Annotated in this window: 15 protein-coding genes; 11 read left to right on the top strand and 4 right to left on the bottom strand. The window is 73.2% G+C overall.

Annotation, left to right across the window (positions count from 1 at the left end):
• Positions 1-19: 19 nt before the first annotated feature.
• Together WAB15_RS29485 and WAB15_RS29490 are read left to right on the top strand one after the other, a co-directional pair.
• Positions 20-553 carry a GNAT family N-acetyltransferase gene (locus WAB15_RS29485; protein WP_399147236.1) on the top strand — a complete coding sequence of 178 codons (534 nt, stop codon included), beginning with the start codon at positions 20-22 and terminating at the stop codon, positions 551-553.
• A gap of 626 nt (positions 554-1,179) precedes the next feature.
• Positions 1,180-2,889, top strand: coding sequence for a proline--tRNA ligase (locus WAB15_RS29490; protein ID WP_399150870.1), 1,710 nt, complete (start codon positions 1,180-1,182; stop codon positions 2,887-2,889).
• Positions 2,890-2,951: 62 nt separating this feature from the next.
• Here WAB15_RS29490 and WAB15_RS29495 read toward each other — a convergent pair whose 3' ends face one another.
• The 3 genes from WAB15_RS29495 to WAB15_RS29505 form a co-directional block, all read right to left on the bottom strand.
• Complete coding sequence (locus tag WAB15_RS29495; protein ID WP_399150869.1) at positions 2,952-3,863, bottom strand: aminoglycoside phosphotransferase family protein; 912 nt, start codon at positions 3,861-3,863, stop codon at positions 2,952-2,954.
• 136 nt (positions 3,864-3,999) lie between these two features.
• A complete protein-coding gene (locus WAB15_RS29500) occupies positions 4,000-4,524 on the bottom strand; it encodes a ferritin-like domain-containing protein (protein ID WP_407288073.1) in 525 nt (174 codons plus the stop codon).
• A 58-nt stretch (positions 4,525-4,582) separates the two neighbouring features.
• Positions 4,583-5,086, bottom strand: a complete 504-nt coding sequence (locus WAB15_RS29505; RefSeq protein WP_407289317.1) for a hypothetical protein — start codon at positions 5,084-5,086, stop codon at positions 4,583-4,585.
• A 160-nt stretch (positions 5,087-5,246) separates the two neighbouring features.
• On the opposite strand from WAB15_RS29505, the gene rimP reads away from it, so the two are divergent.
• The 9 genes from rimP to WAB15_RS29550 all read left to right on the top strand — a co-directional run bounded on the left by rimP (position 5,247) and on the right by WAB15_RS29550 (position 17,447).
• Positions 5,247-5,789 carry a ribosome maturation factor RimP gene (rimP, locus tag WAB15_RS29510; protein ID WP_399150866.1) on the top strand — a complete coding sequence of 181 codons (543 nt, stop codon included), beginning with the start codon at positions 5,247-5,249 and terminating at the stop codon, positions 5,787-5,789.
• Between the two features lie 2 nt (positions 5,790-5,791).
• Positions 5,792-6,793 carry a transcription termination factor NusA gene (gene nusA, locus WAB15_RS29515; RefSeq protein ID WP_399150865.1) on the top strand — a complete coding sequence of 334 codons (1,002 nt, stop codon included), beginning with the start codon at positions 5,792-5,794 and terminating at the stop codon, positions 6,791-6,793.
• A gap of 140 nt (positions 6,794-6,933) precedes the next feature.
• On the top strand, positions 6,934-7,212 hold the full coding sequence (locus WAB15_RS29520; RefSeq protein ID WP_399150864.1) for a YlxR family protein: 279 nt from the start codon (positions 6,934-6,936) through the stop codon (positions 7,210-7,212).
• A 176-nt stretch (positions 7,213-7,388) separates the two neighbouring features.
• Positions 7,389-10,490, top strand: coding sequence for a translation initiation factor IF-2 (infB, locus tag WAB15_RS29525; protein WP_399150863.1), 3,102 nt, complete (start codon positions 7,389-7,391; stop codon positions 10,488-10,490).
• 178 nt (positions 10,491-10,668) lie between these two features.
• Complete coding sequence (locus WAB15_RS29530; RefSeq protein ID WP_407288074.1) at positions 10,669-10,962, top strand: DUF503 domain-containing protein; 294 nt, start codon at positions 10,669-10,671, stop codon at positions 10,960-10,962.
• A gap of 66 nt (positions 10,963-11,028) precedes the next feature.
• Positions 11,029-11,484, top strand: coding sequence for a 30S ribosome-binding factor RbfA (gene rbfA / locus WAB15_RS29535; RefSeq protein ID WP_393493685.1), 456 nt, complete (start codon positions 11,029-11,031; stop codon positions 11,482-11,484).
• Positions 11,481-12,410, top strand: a complete 930-nt coding sequence (gene truB, locus WAB15_RS29540; RefSeq protein ID WP_399150862.1) for a tRNA pseudouridine(55) synthase TruB — start codon at positions 11,481-11,483, stop codon at positions 12,408-12,410. Before rbfA ends, truB begins: the two co-directional genes overlap by 4 nt.
• Positions 12,411-12,649: 239 nt before the next feature.
• Positions 12,650-16,324 (top strand): hypothetical protein, encoded by a 3,675-nt coding sequence (locus WAB15_RS29545; protein ID WP_407288075.1) that lies wholly within the window; start codon positions 12,650-12,652, stop codon positions 16,322-16,324.
• Between the two features lie 172 nt (positions 16,325-16,496).
• Positions 16,497-17,447, top strand: a complete 951-nt coding sequence (locus WAB15_RS29550; RefSeq protein ID WP_399150860.1) for a bifunctional riboflavin kinase/FAD synthetase — start codon at positions 16,497-16,499, stop codon at positions 17,445-17,447.
• 433 nt (positions 17,448-17,880) lie between these two features.
• Here WAB15_RS29550 and WAB15_RS29555 read toward each other — a convergent pair whose 3' ends face one another.
• Positions 17,881-20,607, bottom strand: coding sequence for an SCO5717 family growth-regulating ATPase (locus WAB15_RS29555; protein WP_407288076.1), 2,727 nt, complete (start codon positions 20,605-20,607; stop codon positions 17,881-17,883).
• Positions 20,608-20,869: the final 262 nt, after the last annotated feature.

Genomic DNA, 20,869 nt, shown 5'->3' on the forward strand with positions numbered 1-20,869 from the left:
GCCCTTGTACGCTCCGACCATGGATGACGTCGCGGTCGGCCCCCTGGACCTCGCTGCCCGTGTGGATGACGCGCTCGCCGTCCAGGCGCTCGCCTTCGGCCTGAGCGACGAGGAGATCGCCGTACGCCGGCACATCGTGCTGCGCCACCTCGGCTGCGCCGGCGCCCGCGCCCTCGGCGCCACGACCCCCGCCGGACGGCTCGTCGGCTTCGTCTACGGGATGCCCAACGACCGCACCCACTGGTGGTCCACGGTCGTCGAACCGTATCTGCGCGCCGTGCACCTCGACCACTGGCTCGACGACTCCTTCACCATCACCGAGCTGCATGTCCACCCCGCCTACCAGGGCCGGGGCATCGGGCGGGCGCTGATCACCCGTATCACCGACGAGGCCGGCGAGCCGCGTTCCATCCTCTCCGCCATCGACGTCGAGAGCCCGGCGCGCGGGCTGTACCGCTCGCTCGGCTACCAGGACATCGCCCGGCGGGTGCTGTTCCCCAGCGCGCCCACGCCCTACGCGGTGATGGGAGCCACGCTGCCGCTGAAGCGTTAGCCGCTGCGCTTGGGCTGCTTCCCACGTTGTCGGCTTTCCCGCCGTGGGGTTTCGCGTGGTTCGCCTGCGGCGGGCCCCTCCGCTGCGCTTTGCTGCGGCCGACGTGTTCGACTTACTCGCCGTGGCGCCTGCGGCGGGCGGTGCCGCTGCGCGGGGCTGTTCGGCTGCCGGTGACGGGCCGGAGGGGTTGGGTGTCCGGACTGCTGCGCTTTACGTCCGAACACCCAGCCCCTCCGGCCCGCCCCCTCCCGTGGTGGGTGGGAGAAAACCAGTGGGGCTGAACGTCAGCCTTCGTGTGCCGGTAGTCGACAGATCAGGTGGGCCCCCACCGGCCTGTCTTCCTCCGCCCCACCCACGGGAGGGGACAGACCGTAGGACGGAGTCCGTAGGGCTGTCACCGCACCCGACAACACCACGCCCGCCGCCAGGCGCAACGGCGGACAACCAGCACGGCGCCGCAGCCGACAAACAAACGCCCGCCGCCAGGCGCAACGGCGAGCAACACGCACGGCGGGAAAGCCGACAACGTGGGAAGCAAGCCCAAGCGCAGCGGTATGCATTTCCGCGCGGCACACCCCTGCGGCTAACCTCCAGGGAGTCACCTTTCTTACGCAGGAGAAACTCCCATGGCCAACGCCGCACAGGTCCAGCGCATGTCCCGCTTGATGATCAAGACACTGCGCGACGACCCGGCCGACGCCGAGACCGCCAGCCACAAGCTGCTCGTCCGCGCCGGGTACGTCCGCCGCTCCTCCGCCGGCATCTGGACGTGGCTGCCGCTGGGCATGAAGGTCCTGGAGAACGTCTCCCGCGTCGTCCGCGAGGAGATGGACGCGATCGGCGGCCAGGAGGTCCTGCTGCCGGCCCTGCTGCCCAAGGAGCCCTACGAGATCAGCGGCCGCTGGGAGGAGTACGGCGACCTGCTCTTCCGCCTGAAGGACCGCAAGGGTGCCGACTACCTCCTCGGCCCCACCCACGAGGAGATCTTCACCCTCACGGTCAAGGACCAGTGCACGTCCTACAAGGACCTGCCGGTGATCCTCTACCAGATCCAGATCAAGTACCGCGACGAGGCCCGTCCCCGCTCCGGTGTGCTGCGCGGCCGCGAGTTCCACATGAAGGACTCGTACAGCTTCGACACCACCGACGAGGGCCTGGAGCAGTCCTATGCGCTGCACCGCCAGGCCTACCAGAAGATCTTCGAGCGCCTCGGCCTGGACTACCGCATCGTCTCCGCGGTCTCCGGCGCGATGGGCGGCTCCGCCTCCGAGGAGTTCCTGGCGCCCGCCGCGGCCGGTGAGGACACCTTCGTCGACTGCCCGTCCTGCGACTACGCCGCCAACACCGAGGCCGTGACGGTCAAGGTCGCCCCGGCCGACGGCTCGGGCCACGGCCCCGTCGAGGAGCTGGACACCCCCGACACCCCGACCATCGAGTCGCTCGCCGAGTTCCTCGACGTACCGGCCTCCGCGACGCTGAAGAACCTGCTGGTCAAGGTCGACGGCGAGATCGTCGCGGTGGGTGTCCCCGGCGACCGCGAGGTCGACCTGGGCAAGCTCGGCGAGCACCTCGCGCCGGCCACCGTCGAGCTGGTCACCGCCGAGGACTTCGTCGACCGGCCCGACCTGGTCCGCGGCTACGTCGGCCCGCAGGGCCTGGCGGGCAAGGCGTTCCGCTACCTCGCCGACCCGCGCGTCGCCCCCGGTACGGCCTGGGTCACCGGCGCCAACAAGGAGGGCAAGCACGCCCGCAACGTCGTCGCGGGCCGCGACTTCGAGGTCGACGAGTACCTCGACGTGGTCGTGGTCGAGCCCGGCGACCCCTGCCCGAAGTGCGGCGCCGGCCTGCGCATCGACCGTGCCATCGAGATCGGGCACATCTTCCAGCTCGGCCGCAAGTACGCGGACGCCTTCGAACTCGACGTCCTCGGCCAGAACGGCAAGCCGGCGCGGGTCACCATGGGCTCCTACGGCATCGGCGTCTCCCGCGCGGTGGCCGCGCTGGCCGAGCAGACCCACGACGACAAGGGCCTGTGCTGGCCGCGCGAGGTCGCGCCGGCCGATGTGCACGTCGTCGCGGCGGGCAAGGCCAAGCAGACCGAGCTCGCGCTGGAGGTGGGCGAGCTGCTCGGCGCCGCGGGCCTGCGGGTGCTGGTCGACGACCGCCCCGGGGTCTCGCCAGGCGTGAAGTTCACCGACGCGGAGCTGCTGGGCGTCCCGACCATCGTGGTGGCCGGACGGCGGGCCGGTGAGGGTGTCGTCGAGGTCAAGGACCGGCGCACCGGCGAGCGCGAGGAGCTGACGGTCGAGGAGGCCGTCGCCCGCCTCAGCGCCTGACGGCATCGCACGGCGAACGGGCCGGCCGGGGTGTGCGCCCCGGCCGGCCCGTTCGCCTGCGCCTACAACCAGGCGGCGAACTCCAGCAGCAGTTCGCCCCGCCGGCGGTCGCCCACCGCGGCCTCCCGGACGCCCGTGTCCACCGCGCGGTACAGCGTCCAGTGGCGCAGCCGCTCCCGGTCCACCTCCAGGGAGTCGGCCAGCTTGGCGACCCGGCGGCGGACCGCGGCGGCCGCGCCGGAGCCGGCCATCAGGTCCTCGAAGCGGTCCAGCACCAGCGCGGCCAGATCGTAGGCCCGCTCGCCGACCACCGGGTACGGGCCGACCGCCAGCCACGGAGCCCGCTCACCGGCCAGCACCTTGCCCTGCCGGAACGCGCCGTGCAGCAGGAACCGCTCGTCGGAGCCGGCCGGCAGGGTGCGCCCGAGTTCCCGTGCCTCGTCGACCAGCGGACCGGCCGACCGGACGAGTGCCCCGGCCGTCCGCAGCGCCTCCACCGCCTCCTCCGCACGGCCGGCGAGCGTCTCGAAGGGGTGGTCGGCTGCGGGCGCCACCCACAGGCGGCGGACGGTGCCGGCCGCCTCCAGCAGCGCCTTGGCCTCGGGCAGCGAGCGTAGCGAGACCGCGCCCTGCAGCCGCTCCAGCAGCAGTGCGCCGCTCTCCTCGTCGGACCGCAACAGGCGTACGGCGCCCCAGCCGTCCCATATCTCCAGCGCGGCCGCCTCGTGCGCGGACCGCCGGCCCGGCACCGGGATCTTCAGCGCCGCGGGGGTGCCGTCCTGCTGCCGTACGAGCGCCAGGAGGCTGCTGCGGCCACCGGGTGCGTGCACCCGTTCCAGCGTCAGCTCCCAGGCGTCCAGCCGCTGCTGAACAAGCGTCGGCAGCGCCTGCAGCCACTGCCGCGCGGGGCTGTCCGGATCGCCGCTCAGCGAACTCACCAACCGCTGCGGCGGTTCGATGGGTGCCGTTGCCATGCTTGAGCTGTCCCTTCAATCGGGGCGATCGCAGCATCCTGCGACGGCCCCGCACGTCGTCCTGGGCCCGGGGTCTGTCCGATGGGGTCATGACCGGGCCCTGACCCCTCGCACAGCCCCTAAGACCGCCGGTCGTTCACAGCGCGCCCGCGGAGGCGCTCGCGGAGCCGGACGGAGCCGCGGCCGCGGCCCGCTCCACGAGCCCAGGGAAGGCTACGCCGCCGCCGCGCCAGCGCACCGACCGCACCGCCGCCTCGCGCAGCGCGGCGGCCGACTCCCGGCGCCTGGCCCGGCCGCCGGCCCGGACCAGATCCGCGTAGACGGCGGCCAACCGGTCCTCCAGCTCCGCCGCCAGCCGGACCGCGGCGGCCGCGTCGGGCACCGGGAACGGCAGCGCGTAGGCGGCGGCCGCGGCCCGCGGTGTGCCGCCCAGCTCGCGCACCTCGCGGTGCAGCGCGTCGCGGCGTGCACGATGCGCGTCGTACGCCGCCAGCGCCTCCTTGCGCCGGTCGGCGGTGATCCGGCCGCCGACCACGCCGTAGCCGTAGACCGCCGCGTGCTCGGCGGCCAGCGCCGCCTGTACCGCCGTCAGCTCGTCCTTCTCGTCCCGTTCGTCGTCGTCCCGGTGTTCCGGTCTGCCGCGCCCCGCTGCCGCGTTCATGCGTACGCCCCTTCGCTGGTCACTGTCCGTGGTGCCGATGCCGCCGTGCCGAGGTCCGTCATGCGGCCGGGTCCGTCAGCAGGTACGCGTGGGCCGCGCCGGCCGCGGCCACCGAGGCCAGCAGCCGGGCCAGCTCGGGCGGTGCGGTGAGCAGGTCCTTGGCCCGGGCGTCGGCCAGCTTGCGCTCGGCGTCGGCGAGGGCGCTGCGGGCGGCCTTCTCGTCCTCGGGCACCGCGGGTGCGGCGACCTCGTGCGCCGGGCCCCGGGAGGGCGGGGCGCTGGGGGAGGGAGCGGCGCCGTCGTCGGTGAACGCCCGGGCGTGCCGGGCCACTTCGGAGCGCAGCGGGCGCAGCCGCTCCTCCAGGGCGGGGTGCGCGGTGAGCGTCGCGTCATAGCGCGCGAGCAGCGCCGTGCTGTCGCGGGCGGAGCGCTCGCGCAGCCGGTCGGCGGCCGAGGAGTGTTCGCCGCGGTCGGGTCCGTCGTCCTCGGCGCAGCCGGAGAGCAGCGCGGCGCCCCCGAGGGCGGCGCCGGCCAGCAGGGTCCATCTGCGCGTGAGCGCCACTTTCGGCACGTTGCACTTCCCGGGGTCTTCCGTCGTGATCACCGCAGGCGAGAGTATCCGTGACGACCCACCGAATCGTCAGTACCCCGCCGGAACCGATAGGCTTTGACCCGACACGCGACCTACCCACAACAGCACACGCGGCCGAGGAGTCACCCGGATGAGCACGACCCAGAGCGAGAGGCTGCGCGGACTGCTTGAACCGCTCGTCGCCGCGCGAGACCTGGATCTGGAAGAGATCGAGGTGACACCGGCAGGCAAGCGTCGGGTGCTGAGGATCGTGGTCGATTCCGACGAGGGCGTCCAGCTGGACGAGTGCGCCGAGCTCAGCCGCGAGGTCTCCCAGGTCCTGGACGACTCCGACGCGATGGGCGGCGCGCCCTACACCCTTGAGGTCACCTCACCGGGCGCCGACCGGCCGCTGACCGAGCTGCGGCACTACCGCCGCGCCGTCGGCCGCCTCGTCAAGGCCCACCTGACCGATGCGGCAGGCGCCGGCGAGCTGGTGGCCCGGATCACCGCCGTCGACGACGAGGGACTCGACCTCGAGGTGCCGGGGGTCAAGGGACGCAAGCCGACCGCCCGCCGGATCTCCTTCGACGAGATCGCCAAGGCGCGCGTGGAGCTGGAATTCAGCCGCAAGTCCGACAAGCGCGACGTGCGGCCCGACGAGAAGATCGACGAGAACAAGGAGGAGGCGTAGCCGTGGATATCGACATGAGTGCCCTGCGGGGTCTGGTGCGGGAGAAGGAGATCTCGTTCGACCTGCTGGTCGAGGCGATCGAGTCGGCCCTCCTCATCGCGTACCACCGCACCGAGGGCAGCCGCCGGCGGGCGCGGGTGGAGCTGGACCGCAGCACCGGCCATGTGACGGTGTGGGCGAAGGAGAACGCCGAGGACATCGCGGACCTGGAGGAGGGAGCCGAGCCGCGCGAGTTCGACGACACCCCCTCGGGCTTCGGGCGGATCGCGGCGACCACCGCCAAGCAGGTCATCCTGCAGCGCCTGCGGGACGCCGAGGAGGAGATCACCTTCGGCGAGTACGCCGGGCGGGAGGGCGACGTCGTCACCGGCGTCGTCCAGCAGGGCAAGGACCCCAAGAACGTCCTGGTCGACATCGGCCGCCTGGAGGCCATCCTGCCGGTGCAGGAGCAGGTCCCCGGCGAGGACTACGCACACGGCACCCGGCTGCGGTCGTATGTCGTCCGGGTGGTCAAGGGCGTGCGCGGGCCCTCCGTCACGCTCTCGCGTACCCACCCCAATCTGGTGAAGAAGCTCTTCGCCATGGAGGTGCCGGAGATCGCGGACGGCTCGGTGGAGATCGCCGCCATCGCCCGCGAGGCCGGACACCGTACGAAGATCGCCGTACGGTCCACCCGTTCGGGCCTCAACGCCAAGGGCGCGTGCATCGGGCCGATGGGCGGGCGGGTGCGCGCCGTGATGGCCGAGCTGCACGGCGAGAAGATCGACATCGTGGACTGGTCGGACGACCCGGCCGACCTGGTCGCCAACGCGCTGTCGCCGGCCCGGGTCAGCAAGGTCGAGGTCGTGGACCTGGCGGCGCGTTCCGCCCGCGTCACCGTCCCCGACTACCAGCTGTCGCTCGCCATCGGCAAGGAAGGGCAGAACGCCCGGCTCGCCGCCCGGCTGACCGGCTGGCGGATCGACATCCGCCCGGACACCGAGCAGCACGCACCGCAGCACTGAGATCACACGTGGTAGCCGGTCGAGCGTCGTGGCCCTCCGGGAAAATCGGTGGTGCCGCGGCGCTCGGCCGGGAATTCTGAGCAGCGGGCCGGCCTTTACCCCGTAGGGGGCGAGTCGGCGCGGGGAGGTAGACTTAAGCAGTGTCTGGCCGGACGCATGCCCGCGCATGCCCTGAGCGCACATGTCTGGGATGTCGGGAGCGAGCGGCCAAGGGCGATCTGCTGCGCATCGTGCAGATCGAGGGTGAGTGTGCCCCCGATCCTCGCGGTACGCTGCCCGGCCGGGGTGCTTATGTGCACCCGACACTGGTCTGCCTCGACCTGGCGGTTCGCCGCCGGGCGTTCCCCCGGGCCTTCAAGGGCCCGGGACCGTTCGACACGACGGATCTGCGTCGGTTCCTCGAACGGGGCGCCGGTTGAAGCCGCCATTGCATGACGCACGGCAAGAAACGCACAGCGCACGGAAAACCGTGCGGTCAGGTACCTCGCGAGTCGGAAGTAGGTCGAGATTGCGATGAGCACTCGATGAGTACGCGATGAGTACGCCCATGAAGTAGCGACGGTCCGGTGGACACCCCGGACCTAAAAGGAGCGAAGTGGCTAAGGTCCGGGTATACGAACTCGCCAAGGAGTTCGGCGTTGAGAGCAAGGTCGTCATGGCCAAGCTCCAAGAACTTGGTGAATTCGTCCGTTCGGCGTCCTCGACGATCGAGGCGCCGGTTGTTCGCAAGTTGACCGACGCTTTCCAGGCAGGCAGCGGCAGCGGCCGCGCCGCCGGTAAGCCCGCGGCGCCGCGCAAGTCGGCCCCCGCGAAGCCGTCGGCGCCCTCTCCGGCGCAGGCGGCACGTCCTGCTGCCCCGAAGCCGGGCGCCCCCAAGCCGGGCCCCGCGGCTCCGGCCCCCGCCGTCTCCGAGGCGGCACAGGCCCCCGCGGCCCCCAAGAGCACTCCCGCCGCCGGCCCCACTCCGGGCCCGCGCCCCACCCCGGCGCGCCCCGCGGCACCCAAGCCCGCTCCGGCCGCCCCCGCGCAGCCCGAGTTCCAGGCTCCGCCGTCCGCGCCGGCCGCTCCCGCCGCCGGCTCGTCGGCTCCCCGCCCCGGCACCCCCGGCCCGCGTCCGGCCCGTCCGGCGCCCGGTCAGGGTGGTCAGGGCGGTCAGGGCCGTGGCAACGCCCCGCGTCCCGGCGGCGAGCGCCCCGGCCCGCGTCCCGGCGGTCGTCCGTCCGGACCCCGTCCGGGCAACAACCCCTTCACCTCCAGCGGCTCCACGGGCATGGCCCGTCCGCAGGCCCCCCGTCCCGGTGGCGCCCCGCGTCCCGGCGGCCAGGGCGGCCCCGGCGGCCCGCGTCCGCAGGGCGGCGGCCAGGGTGGTCCCCGTCCCCAGGGCCAGGGCGGCGCACGTCCGACCCCCGGTGGCATGCCCCGTCCGCAGGGTGCGGCTCCCGGCGGTGGCGCCGGTCCGCGTCCCGGCGGCGGTAACCGCCCGAACCCGGGCATGATGCCGCAGCGTCCGGCTGCCGGCCCGCGTCCGGGTCCCGGTGGCGGCGGCGGTCGCGGTCCCGGCGGCGCGGGTCGCCCCGGTGGTGGCGGTCGTCCCGGTGGCGGCGGCGGCTTCGCCGGTCGTCCCGGTGGCGGTGGCGGCGGCGGTCGTCCGGGTGCCGGTGGTGGTTTCGCCGGTCGTCCCGGTGGCGGCGGTCCCGGTGGCGGCGGTGGCTTCGGCGGCGGTCGTCCCGGCTTCGCCGGTCGTCCCGGCGGCCCCGGTGGCCGTGGTGGCACGCAGGGTGCCTTCGGTCGTCCCGGTGGTCCGGCGCGTCGCGGTCGCAAGTCGAAGCGGCAGCGCCGTCAGGAGTACGAGGCCATGCAGGCCCCGTCGGTCGGCGGCATCATGCTGCCGCGCGGCAACGGTGCGACGGTTCGCCTGTCGCGCGGTGCCTCGCTGACGGACTTCGCGGAGAAGATCAACGCCAACCCGGCGTCGCTGGTCCAGGTCATGCTGAACCTGGGCGAGATGGTCACCGCGACCCAGTCGGTCTCCGACGAGACGCTGCAGCTGCTCGCCGACGAGATGAACTACCTCGTCGAGATCGTCAGCCCGGAGGAGGAGGACCGCGAGCTGCTCGAGTCCTTCGACATCGAGTTCGGCGAGAACGAGGGCGGCGAGGAGATGCTCGTCGCGCGTCCGCCGGTGGTGACCGTCATGGGTCACGTCGACCACGGTAAGACCCGACTGCTCGACGCGATCCGCAAGACGAACGTCATCGCGGGCGAGGCCGGCGGCATCACCCAGCACATCGGTGCCTACCAGGTCGCGACCGAGGTCAACGACGAAGAGCGGCGCATCACCTTCATCGACACCCCCGGTCACGAGGCGTTCACCGCCATGCGTGCCCGTGGTGCCAAGTCGACCGACATCGCGATCCTCGTGGTGGCGGCCAACGACGGTGTCATGCCGCAGACGATCGAGGCCCTCAACCACGCCAAGGCGGCCGACGTGCCGATCGTGGTCGCGGTCAACAAGATCGACGTCGAGGGTGCCGACCCGACCAAGGTGCGCGGTCAGCTGACCGAGTACGGCCTGGTGGCCGAGGAGTACGGCGGCGACACCATGTTCGTCGACATCTCCGCCAAGCAGGGTCTGCACATCGACAGCCTGCTGGAGGCCGTGGTCCTCACCGCGGACGCCTCGCTCGACCTGCGCGCCAATGCGGAGCAGGACGCGCAGGGCATCGCGATCGAGGCCCACCTCGACCGCGGCCGCGGCGCCGTGGCCACCGTCCTCGTTCAGCGCGGCACCCTGCGGGTCGGCGACACGATGGTCGCCGGCGACGCGTACGGCCGGGTCCGCGCCATGCTCGACGACAAGGGCAACAACGTCGAGGAAGCGGGTCCCTCGACCCCCGTCCTGGTCCTGGGTCTCACCAACGTCCCGGGCGCCGGCGACAACTTCCTGGTGGTGGACGAGGACCGTACGGCCCGTCAGATCGCCGAGAAGCGCGCGGCGCGCGAGCGCAACGCCGCCTTCGCCAAGCGCACCCGCCGGGTGTCCCTCGAGGACCTCGACAAGGTGCTCAAGGCCGGTCTGGTGCAGGATCTCAACATCATCATCAAGGGCGACGCGTCCGGTTCGGTGGAGGCTCTCGAGTCCTCGCTGCTCCAGCTCGACGTCGGCGAAGAGGTCGAGATCCGGATCCTGCACCGCGGTGTGGGTGCGGTCACCGAGTCGGACATCAACCTGGCGACCGGCTCCGACGCGATCGTCATCGGCTTCAACGTGCGGGCCGAAGGCCGCGCCACGCAGATGGCCGAGCGCGAGGGCGTCGACGTCCGCTACTACTCGGTCATCTACCAGGCGATCGAGGAGATCGAGGCGGCCCTCAAGGGCATGCTCAAGCCGGAGTACGAGGAGGTCGAGCTCGGTACGGCCGAGATCCGCGAGATCTTCCGCTCGTCCAAGCTCGGCAACATCGCGGGTGTGCTCATCCGCTCCGGCGAGGTCAAGCGCAACACCAAGGCGCGCCTCATCCGCGACGGCAAGGTGGTCGCGGAGGACCTCAACATCCAGGGTCTGCGTCGCTTCAAGGACGACGTCACCGAGATCCGCGAGGGCTTCGAGGGCGGTATCAACCTCGGAAACTTCAACGACATCAAGGTCGACGACGTCATCGCGACCTACGAGATGCGGGAGAAGCCGCGCGGCTGATCACGCGGATGGCAGTCCGTGCGTAGCACGGTCCACCCGGGGTGGTGGTCGGGCGACGGGCGGGCGTTCGGGGCCGGTCGGCGGAGCGTAAACTCCGTCGATCGGCCCCGGCCGTTGCGTGTACGGTTCGAAATGACACGTACACCTAAGGCCCCACGGGTGGCTTGACCCGTCTTGCATGTACGTAGGGACGCTGTCCTTCGACCTGCTTCTCGGCGACGTACGGTCGCTCAAAGAGAAGCGCTCCGTCGTCCGCCCGATCGTCGCCGAGCTGCACCGCAAGTACGCGGTGAGCGTCGCGGAGGTCGGGGACCAGGATCTGCACCGCAGGGCGACAATCGGCCTGGCGATGGTTTCCGGGGACGCCGGGCACCTCACCGAAGTCATGGACCGCTGCGAGCGCCTGGTCGCCGCACGGCCCGAAGTGGAGCTGCTGTCGGTACGCCGGCGGCTGCACGGCGATGACGACTGACCCGATGGCAGGGCACGTCGCCGCCGGTGGAAGCACAATTGTGAAAGACAAGAAGGAGAAGGACCAGTGGCCGACAATGCGCGGGCGAAGAAGCTGGCGGACCTCATCCGGGAGGTGGTCGCCCAGAAGCTGCAGCGCGGAATCAAGGACCCGCGGCTCGGTTCGCATGTGACCATCACGGACACCCGGGTCACCGGCGACCTGCGGGAGGCTACGGTCTTCTACACGGTCTACGGCGACGACGAGGACCGCGCCAGCGCCGCCGCCGGACTGGAGAGCGCCAAGGGCGTCCTGCGCTCCGCGGTCGGCGCCGCGGCCGGTACGAAGTTCACGCCGACCCTGGCGTTCGTGGCGGACGCCCTGCCGGAGAACGCCAAGACGATCGAGGACCTGCTCGACAAGGCGCGGGCCTCGGACGCCCAGGTGCGCGAGGTCTCCTCGGGCGCCCAGTACGCCGGCGAGGCCGACCCGTACCGTAAGCCGGGCGAGGACGAGGACGACGAGGGCACCGCGGCAGAATGAAGCGTGAGAGCAACAAGCCGGGCGGTCTTGTCATCGTCGACAAGCCGTCCGGCTTCACTTCGCACGACGTCGTGGCGAAGATGCGCGGTATGGCCCGCACCCGCCGGGTCGGGCATGCCGGCACCCTCGACCCGATGGCCACCGGCGTCCTCGTCCTGGGCCTGGAGCGGGCCACGAAGCTGCTCGGGCACCTCGCGCTGACGGAGAAGGAGTACGTCGGCACGATCAGGCTGGGCCAGATCACGGTCACCGATGACGCCGAGGGCGAGATCACGGCCTCGAAGGCGGCGCACGGCATCGCCCGCGACGACATCGACGCCGGGGTCGCCCGGCTGTCCGGCGCGATCATGCAGGTCCCGTCGAAGGTCAGCGCCATCAAGATCAACGGCAAGCGGTCCTACACGCGGGTCCGCGAGGGCGAGGACGTGGAGATCCCAGCCCGTCCGGTGACCGTCTCCTCGTTCGTGGTGCACTCCGCGCACGAGACCGAGGCCGACGACGGCACCCCCGTGACCGATCTGCTGGTCTCCGTCGAGTGCTCCTCCGGCACCTACATCCGCGCCCTGGCCCGCGACCTGGGTGCCGGGCTCGGTGTCGGCGGGCATCTGACCGCGCTGCGCCGCACCCGGGTCGGCCCGTACAAGCTGGACCGGGCGCGCACCCTGGAGCAACTACAGGCCGCGGTGGACGACCCCGAGGGCGGCGGACTGCCGATCATGCCGCTCGGCGAGGCCGCCGACGCGGCGTTCACCCGCTGGGACGTCACCGAGCCGCAGGCCCGGCTGCTCCTGAACGGCGCGCGGATCGCCATGCCCCGCTTCGAGGGCGACGGCCCCGTCGCGGCCTTCGGGCCGGACGGGCGGTTCCTGGCGCTGGTGGAGAACCAGGGCGGGAAGGCGAAGAGCCTGGCGGTGTTCGCCATCTAGCGGCTCATCGGGGGATGGTGGTGGAACGCGGGCCGTCCGGACAGGCACGGAGCACCGGCCCGCGCTCCACCATCCCCCTCCGCTTGATCCCTATCCAGGGCGTCCGGCCCATTCACTCATTCGGTCAGGCGCTCGGAGTGAATCAAGGCGCGGACGGGGGCGCGTTCACAGCGCACCCTGCCGAGACGATCACCGCCTGCCTACCGTCGGGGTACGGGACCGGGCAGGAGGAATCGGCAATGGCGTTGCTGGCCGCCGATGCGGACATGGCACTGGTGCGCATCCGCGATCTGGCAGGTCGGACGCGCGGTACGGGGTTCCTCGCGGACCACGACGGCACGGTCGTCACCAGCCATGAGGCGGTGGACGGGGCGGAGCGGCTGCTGCTGCAGCCCATGATGCACTCCACCGCCACGGCCACCGGCGCCGCCGGATGGGCCCGCCCGGTGGAGCCCGACGCCATCACCTCCCTCCCGGAGATCGGCCTCGCCCTCCTACGGGCCGAGGGCTTCCGGCAGCGCCGCCTTGCGCCGCTGCCCATCGCCACCCGCCGCCCGGCCGCGGACACCCACGCACGGCTCTGGGCGGGCGGCTGGCTGGACGGCACGGTCGTGGGACCCGGCTCGGGGGTGGCGTACACGGCCACGGACCGGGTCCATCTCCTCGACGACACCGTGGAGTTGAGCCTGTGCGCGGGCGGCCGGGAGGCGCTGCGGCTGGGCGGCCCGGCGGTCGGCGGGCCGGTGCTGGACGCCCGCACCGGCGTCGTCCTCGGCGTACTGGGCACCGCGCTGCACAGCGGGCGCCGGGCGGGCGGATTCGCGATCGGGCTGCGCGCGGCCGCCGACGCCGCGCCCGAGGGGGCGCTCGCCGCGCTGCTGGCCCGTAACGCGGCGACCGTTCCCGCGTACGGCGACGAGCTGAACCCCGCCGGCGCGCTGCGGCTCACCGGGGTCTGCGCGGACGCGGCGGAGCGGCCGCGCCGGTGGCGCGAACCGGTGGATCGGCCCGACGTTCGGGCCGAGTTCGCGCGCTTCCTGGGGAGCGACAAGACGGCCGGGGCGCTGGTGCTGGCGCTGGTGGGGGACCCGGGCACCGGACGGAGCACGGAGCTGGCCCAGCTCGCCGAGAGGCGCGCGGCGGGCCCGGAGGCGGCGCCGACCGTCCGGCTGCGCGGTGCGGAGCTGTGGGCCGACGACGACGGCGTACGCGACGCGGTCGCACGGGCGCTGCGCTGCGCGGGCCGGACCCTGGCCGCCTCGGGCCGTACGGCGGGCGACCCGGCGGACACCACCCCCGAGGCGCTCGCCCACCTGGCGGCCGCGTCCGGCCGGCCGCTGCTGGTGCTCCTCGACGGGCCGGAGGAGATGCCGCCGCAGCTGGCGCAGGCCGAGCGGCTGGCCGCATGGACCGCCGCGACGGCCGACTGGCTGCGCACGGCCGGTGTGCGGCTGGTCGTCGCCTGCCGCCCCGAGCACTGGGAGCGGGCCGGTGCGCTCTTTCCGCCCGGCCTGCTGCACCATCCGCGCCATCCGGTGCCCGCGCTGCCCGCCTGCGCCGGGATCGGCGATCTCTCCGGACAGGCCACGGAGCGCGCCCGCGCCCTCTACGGGCTGCCGTCCGGCGCACCGGCCGCGCCGGACGCCCGGCACCCGCTGACCCTGCGTTTGCTCGCGGAGGTCCAGGCCGCGCTCCCCAAGGGCGAAGCGGCCGAGCCGGGCGCCGACGGGCCGGCCCCCATCGGCGCCCCCGACCGGCACCAGATCTTCGACGCCTATCTGGACCTGGTGTGCCTGCGGATCGCCGTACGGCTCGCGGCCGCACGCCGGCCCGCGCCGCGCGGCACCGCCGTGCGCCGCCTGGCCGCCCGGGTCGCCGGCCGGGTGCACGAGGCGGCCCGCCGCTGCCTCGGCTCCGGGCCCGGCGCGCTGGAGCCGGCGTGCTTCGAGGAGGTCTTCCCCCGGGAGTCCGGCTGGGCCGCCGCGGTGCTGGCCGAGGGGCTGCTGGTCCCGGCCGGCCCCGGATACCGCTTCGCCCACGAGGAGTTCGCGGAGTGGCTGCAGGGCGCCCACACCGACGTCGATCTGCTGCCCGTTCCGGGCGGGCACCGCATCGGACCGGCCATCGAGGCCCTGCTGCTGCTCGCCCGACGCCGGGGAACGGTACAACTGGCCTTTCGGCTCGCCGAGTTGGTGCGGCTCGCCACCGCCCCCCGACCGGTTGGCGGGCAGGCCGCGGACGGCCGCCGGTGGGCCGCCCAGGTCCTGGCCGGCGCACTGCTCCGGGCGCCCGACGCCACCCCGTACACCGGCGTGCTGCGGCTGCTCGCCGACCGGATCACCGAGCGGTCCCTGAGGGCGGGCGGCTTCGGCCGTACGGACCTGGCGGCGTTCAGCCCGTGGTTCTGGGCCCGGCTGGTGCTCCCGGAGGAGGACCGGATGGATCTGCTGCGCCGCCTGCTCCCGGCCGACGGGCCACCGGCCGGGGCGGGCCGGCCGCCCGGCGCCGCCCCGCCCGCCGGACGCCACCCCTTCGCACAGCCGCCCCGGGTGCGGGTCCATCCGGCCCCCGGGGAGACCGCCGAGGGGGCACCGCCCGAGGAGCCCGCCGACCCGCGGCCGGCGCGCTTCCTCGACGCCGCGGCCGATCGGCTGCGCGCGTACCCCCGGCGCATCCAGCCCCTGCTGTGCGCCTGGTTCGACGACCCCCGCCCGCTGCCCCGCCCCGGTGCCACGACGGAGGGCCGGCCCCGCCCCGTACGCACCGTTCCCCGCGAGATCACCGTCGCCGCGGCCGCCCAGGCCCTGCTGCACACCCACCGCCGGGGCGCGCTCGACGGGCTCCTGGAGGCGCTGGTGGCGGCCGCGCACCCCAAGGGCGACGAACTGCTGGACGCCCTCGCCGAGGACGAGCCGTCGGCGCTGTGCCGGGCCGTCGGCCGCTGGGCGCACGACCAACGCCCCCAGCGCCGCCTCGCCGCCGTGTCCTACGGGCTGCGGGTCGCCCCGTACGCCACCGCGGACGCCGACCGCGCGATGCTGCGCCAGGCCGCCCTGCGCCTGCTGTCGCGGGCCGCCGACGAGGCCCACCACGGCTCCGCGCTCGCCCTGCTGGTGGGCGATCCGGTGACCCGCACGTGGTTCCTGGACCGGGCGCTGGCCCGCTTCGTGGCAGGCGATCCGCAGCTGCCGCCGACGGCCTTCACCGGCGCCCTCGCCGACCACCCCGAAGCGGTGCTGGCCGCCTTCCGCGCCCGGCTGGTCGACGGATCGGGCCCGCCGGTGGCGGCGGCGCTGCTGCGGATGCTGGCCGGCCTCGACGCGCCGGAGCTCGCCGGGCGCGCCGCCGCCCTGGTCCGCGCCTACGCCGGTCGGTGCCCGGACCGCGCCGCGCGGCCGGTCGCCGAGTTCGTCGCCCACCGGCTCGAACGCGGACCGGCCGCCCGCGCCGCGCTCGGCCCGCTCGCCGTGGAACTGCTGACCGGCTACCCCGCGCCGGTCCGTTGTGCGCTCGCCGCCGTCCTGGCCGAGCCGGGCTCCCTGGACTCCGCCCCGCTGCGCCGCGACCTGCTGGAGGTGCTGCTGGCGCGGGAGGCGTCGGGTGCGGCCCCAGGAACCGGGCACACGGAGGACGAGCCGGACACCCGGGTACTGGAGGCGCTGCTGTGGGCGGCCGCCGAGGGCGCGGAGCGACGGCCGGAGGCCCGCACCCGGGAGCTGGTGCACCGCACCGGGACGCTGCTGGTCCGTACACCGGAGGGGGCGGCCTGCTTCGAGCGGCAGCTGGTGGAGCTGGGGCACCGGGTGCCGGGCTTCGCACGGCGACTCCGGCACTGGGTCGCGGCCGAGCCGGGGGAGTGGGCCGCGGTGGTCGGGCCGGGCGCCCGCGCGACGCTCGCCGCGGCGCCCGGCTGACCGGCGTCCCGGCGAGAACCGGAACGCCGTGGTCCGGTCCGCGCGGGTCCGACGGACGGCCGCTGGGCCACCCTTCGCACGAAGCACCACCCGCGGCATGGCAGTCTTAGACCTGCGCCATGCCGACATGGCGCAGAGGACTGACCAAGAGTTCGGGCGAGGAGCGGGCACAGTGCAGCGCTGGCGTGGCTTGGAGGACATCCCCGAGGGCTGGGGACGCAGCGTCGTCACCATCGGCTCGTACGACGGAGTGCACCGCGGCCACCAATTGATCATCGGGAAGGCCGTCGAGCGGGCCCGCGAGCTGGGGATCCCGGCGGTGGTCGTCACCTTCGACCCGCACCCGAGCGAGGTCGTACGGCCCGGCACCCACCCGCCGCTGCTCGCGCCGCACCACCGGCGCGCCGAGCTGATGGCCGACCTGGGCGTGGACGCGGTGCTGGTCCTGCCGTTCACCAAGGAGTTCTCGAAGCTGGCGCCCGCCGACTTCGTGGCCAAGGTGCTGGTCGACAAGCTGCATGCGCGGATTGTCGTCGAGGGCCCCAACTTCCGCTTCGGGCACAAGGCGACCGGCAACGTCGACACCCTCGCCGAACTCGGCACCACCTACGACTACACGGTGGAGGTCGTCGACCTCTACGAGAGCGGCGCGGCGGGCGGCGGCAAGCCGTTCTCCTCCACGCTCGCCCGTGGACTGGTCGCCGAGGGTGATGTGGCCGGCGCGATGGAGGTCCTGGGGCGGCCGCACCGCGTCGAGGGCGTCGTCGTGCGCGGCGCCCAGCGCGGCCGTGAACTGGGCTTCCCGACCGCCAACGTGGAGACCCTGCCGCACACCGCGATCCCGTCCGACGGCGTCTACGCGGGCCTGCTGCAGGTCGAGGGCGAGGCGATGCCGGCGGCCGTCTCGGTGGGCACCAACCCGCAGTTCGACGGCAAGGAGCGCACGGTCGAGGCATACGCCATCGACCGCGTCGGCCTGGACCTGTACGGGCTGCACGTCGGCGTGGACTTCCTCGCCTACATCCGCGGCCAGGAGAAGTTCGACACGCTCGACGCCCTGCTGGAGCGGATGGCGGTCGATGTGAAGCTGGCCCGCGGGCTGATCGCGGCGGCGGTCGACTGAGGGGCCATCGACACCCCTGGCCGTGTGTTCTTCTCCCGGGTGTTCTCTTGCTGCGGGTTCTTGCTCTGCGGGTTCTTTGCCCCGCGCGGTCTCTTCCCGCGCGTTCTTTTCCCCGCGCGTTCTTTTCCCCTCCGCCCACCCCCCTTTCAGGGGGGTGGGCGGGTGTAGTGGTGCGGTCGCGGTGCGGTCGCGCGCCTGAAGCCCGGTACCCCGCTCGCCTTCCTGGCGTCAACTCGGCCGATTCCAGGCGGAGTTCGGCCGACATCGGTTCGCTCGTTCGACGTACGCCGTGGTACGGCGTACGACGTGGCGTGACGCGCCATACGGTGTGACGCGATACGGGAAGTAACGCCATACGTGATGCAACGCCATACGGGGCGGGCCCGGCACCTTGTTCGGTGCCGGGCCCGCCCCGTATGGCGCTAGGCGCGCCTCACTGCGGAGGCGGCTGCTGCTGCCAGCCCTGTCCCAGGCCCGGCTGTTCCGGCGCGGGAGCGTCCGGGGCGGGCTGTTGCTGCTGCCAGTGGGCCGGCGGCTGGCCGGGCTGCTGGGTCCAACCACCCTGCTGCGGCGGGTAGCCGGCCGGCGGCTGCCCCTGCTGCGGGTGCTGCTGCCCCTGCTGGGGCTGGCCCTGCTGCTGCGGGTGCTGTTGCGGGTGCCCTTGCTGGGCGGCGTACTGCTGCTGCGCGTACGGGTCACCGCCCATCTGCTGCTGGGGGTACATGCCCTGCGCCTGCTGCGCCCGCGCGAAGTCCTCGGCCACCAGGGCGGAGAGGTTGAAGTACGCCTCGCGGGTCTTGGGTCGCATCATGTCGAGGTCGACCTCGGCGCCGGCGGCCAGATGCTCGTCGAAGGGGACGACGACCACACCGCGGCAGCGGGTCTCGAAGTGCGACACGATGTCGTCGATCTTGATCATCTTGCCGGTCTCACGGACACCGGAGATGACCGTGATCCCGCGCTGCACCAGGTCGGCGTAGCCGTGTGCGGAGAGCCAGTCCAGGGTGGTGCTGGCGCTGCTCGCACCGTCCACGGACGGGGTGGAGATGATGATCAACTGGTCGGCGAGGTCGAGGACGCCGCGCATCGCGCTGTAGAGCAGACCCGTACCCGAGTCGGTGAGGATGATCGGGTACTGCTTGCCGAGGACGTCGATCGCCCGCCGGTAGTCGTCGTCGTTGAAGGTCGTCGAGACGGCCGGGTCGACGTCGTTGGCGAGGATCTCCAGACCCGAGGGCGCCTGTGAGGTGAACCGGCGGATGTCCATGTAGCTGTGCAGATGCGGGATCGACTGCACCAGGTCACGGATGGTCGCACCGGTTTCGCGGCGCACCCGTCGGCCGAGCGTGCCGGCGTCGGGGTTGGCGTCGATCGCCAGGATCTTGTCCTGCCGCTCGGAGGCGAGCGTGGAGCCGAGCGCAGTGGTCGTAGTGGTCTTGCCGACACCACCCTTGAGGCTGATCACGGCGATCCGGTAGCAGGACATCACCGGTGTACGGATCAGCTCCAGCTTGCGCTGCCGCTCGGCCTCCTCCTTCTTCGCACCCAGCTTGAACTTGGACGGCTGGGCGTTGGCGCCGGGCTTGCGCTTCTTCGGCTGGTTGCGCAGCAGGCGGTCGGAGGTCAGCTCGACGGCGGCGCTGTAGCCGAGCGGGGCACCCGGGGCGGCGCGCTGCTGCGGCTGCTGCTGACCCGGCTGCGAGTACGAGGCGTAGTTCGCCGCGGCGTTCGGGTCGCCGGCCTGCTGGCCGGGGAGCGGCTGGTACTGCTGGGCCTGTTGAGCCTGCTGCGCTTGTTGAGCCTGAGCTGCCTGCTGAGCCTGCTGCGCTTGCTGGGCCTGCTGCGCTTGCTGGGCTTGAGCTGCCTGCTGGGCCTGAGCAGCCTGCTGCGCGGCCGCCTGCTGCTGTGCCTGCGCCGCCTGCTGCTGGTCGTACCCGGCCTGCGCCTGCTGGCCCTGCTGCGGGTAGCCCTGCGCACCGGTCTGCGGGTAGCCGTACGCGCCTTGCTGCGCGGGGGCGTGGGGGTGCTGCTGTGCCTGCTGCGGGTACCCGTACGCGGGCTGCGGATAGCCGTACGCGCCCTGCTGCTGCGCCTGCTGACCCTGCTGCGCATAGCCGGCCTGCTGCTGGGGCTGGCCCTGCGGGTAACCGGCCTGCGGCTGGGCCTGCGGCTGGGCCTGCTGCTGGACCGGTGCCTGCGGGTGGCCCTGCTGGGGCTGCTGGGTGGCCTGGGGCTGCTGACCGGGCTGCTGCTGGGCCTGAGCCATCCGCGGGTCCGCGGGCTGGAACTCCGGCGGCAGCGGCGGCAGTCCGCCCTGTCCGGGCACACCCTGCTGCTGACCGTCCGCCGCGGCGCCCCACGGAGCGCCCTGCTGCGGCGCCGCCTGCTGGGGCACGCCCTGAGGGGCGGTCTGCTGCGGCGCACCCTGCTGCTGAGGAATGCCCTGCTGCGGCACACCCTGCGGCTGCTGCTGGCCCTGGGCGGCCTGCACAGGCTGCGCGGGCTGCTCCGTGGCCTCCGGGCCCGGCTGGGGGGCGGCGACGGCCTCAGCGGCCGGCGGGACGCCCTGGGCGGGGGAGTTGGCCGGTGCGGCCTCCGGCTGCGGTGCCTCTTCGGACGGCGCGGGCTCCGGCTCGGCCGAGGTGGCGGCGTTCGGCTCGTCGTCTTCGTCGTCGTCCCAGAGCGAGGCCGAGGGGTCGACGGTGCCGGAACGCTGATTGCCCGAACCGGCGTCGTTGTTCGCGGCCGGCGCGGCGTCCGCGGGAGTCTCCGGCGCGGCCTGGGGGGCGGCGGCCGGCACGGCGCCACCGTCGTCCTGCGGGCGCAGCGTCGGGAAACCGGGCGGCGCGGCGTCCACGGGCGCCGGGGCCGCCGGCGCGCCCTGCTGTGCGACTCCGGGAACCGGCGCACCCTGTGCGGGCCCTGCCAGCGGCTGGCCCGTGGGCGGCCCGGGGGGCTGCGCCGTGGCGGGCGGAGTGGTCGGTGAAGGCGCAGGAGGAGCCGAGGGAGAGGCCGTGGCGCTCGCGCCGCCACTGGTGTCGTTGCTCGCGTACCAGGCCGGAGCGGCAAAATCGATCTTGAACTCGCCAGTCAGGTCGAACTCGGACTGGTCGTCGTCAGGATCGTTTCCGTCCGGACGGAAAGCCTCCTGCTCGTTCACTGTGCCTCCTGGTGTACTGCAACGCACCTGAACGGCAGGACCGGATACAGGCGGATCGTTCGGATGTGGCGGAAGTCGGAACACACCACCCGGGGTTGCGCCAACACTAACTGTCTCCATCCCCGTGTCGACTGCCGTCGTGCCGTGCTCCTGCGGCTGTCCCTTACAGCCTAATCAACAGTCGGCCGATAACGGCAGTCGATGTCATGTCGTCTTCAAGCCCCTTCGGCACACACGCACGGGCGCATCCGAGGATGCGCCC

It is taken from the genome of Streptomyces sirii (assembly GCF_045690365.1).
GTDB classification, from domain to species: domain Bacteria; phylum Actinomycetota; class Actinomycetes; order Streptomycetales; family Streptomycetaceae; genus Streptomyces; species Streptomyces sirii.

What these genes read in the sequence shown, in the direction of transcription:
- WAB15_RS29485 (WP_399147236.1), top strand. Translation starts at nt 20, where the DNA reads ATGGATGACGTCGCGGTCGGCCCCCTGGACCTCGCTGCCCGTGTGGAT.
- WAB15_RS29490 (WP_399150870.1), top strand. Translation starts at nt 1,180, where the DNA reads ATGGCCAACGCCGCACAGGTCCAGCGCATGTCCCGCTTGATGATCAAG.
- WAB15_RS29495 (WP_399150869.1), bottom strand. Translation starts at nt 3,863, where the DNA reads ATGGCAACGGCACCCATCGAACCGCCGCAGCGGTTGGTGAGTTCGCTG.
- WAB15_RS29500 (WP_407288073.1), bottom strand. Translation starts at nt 4,524, where the DNA reads ATGAACGCGGCAGCGGGGCGCGGCAGACCGGAACACCGGGACGACGAC.
- rimP (WP_399150866.1), top strand. Translation starts at nt 5,247, where the DNA reads ATGAGCACGACCCAGAGCGAGAGGCTGCGCGGACTGCTTGAACCGCTC.
- WAB15_RS29530 (WP_407288074.1), top strand. Translation starts at nt 10,669, where the DNA reads ATGTACGTAGGGACGCTGTCCTTCGACCTGCTTCTCGGCGACGTACGG.
- truB (WP_399150862.1), top strand. Translation starts at nt 11,481, where the DNA reads ATGAAGCGTGAGAGCAACAAGCCGGGCGGTCTTGTCATCGTCGACAAG.
- WAB15_RS29545 (WP_407288075.1), top strand. Translation starts at nt 12,650, where the DNA reads ATGGCGTTGCTGGCCGCCGATGCGGACATGGCACTGGTGCGCATCCGC.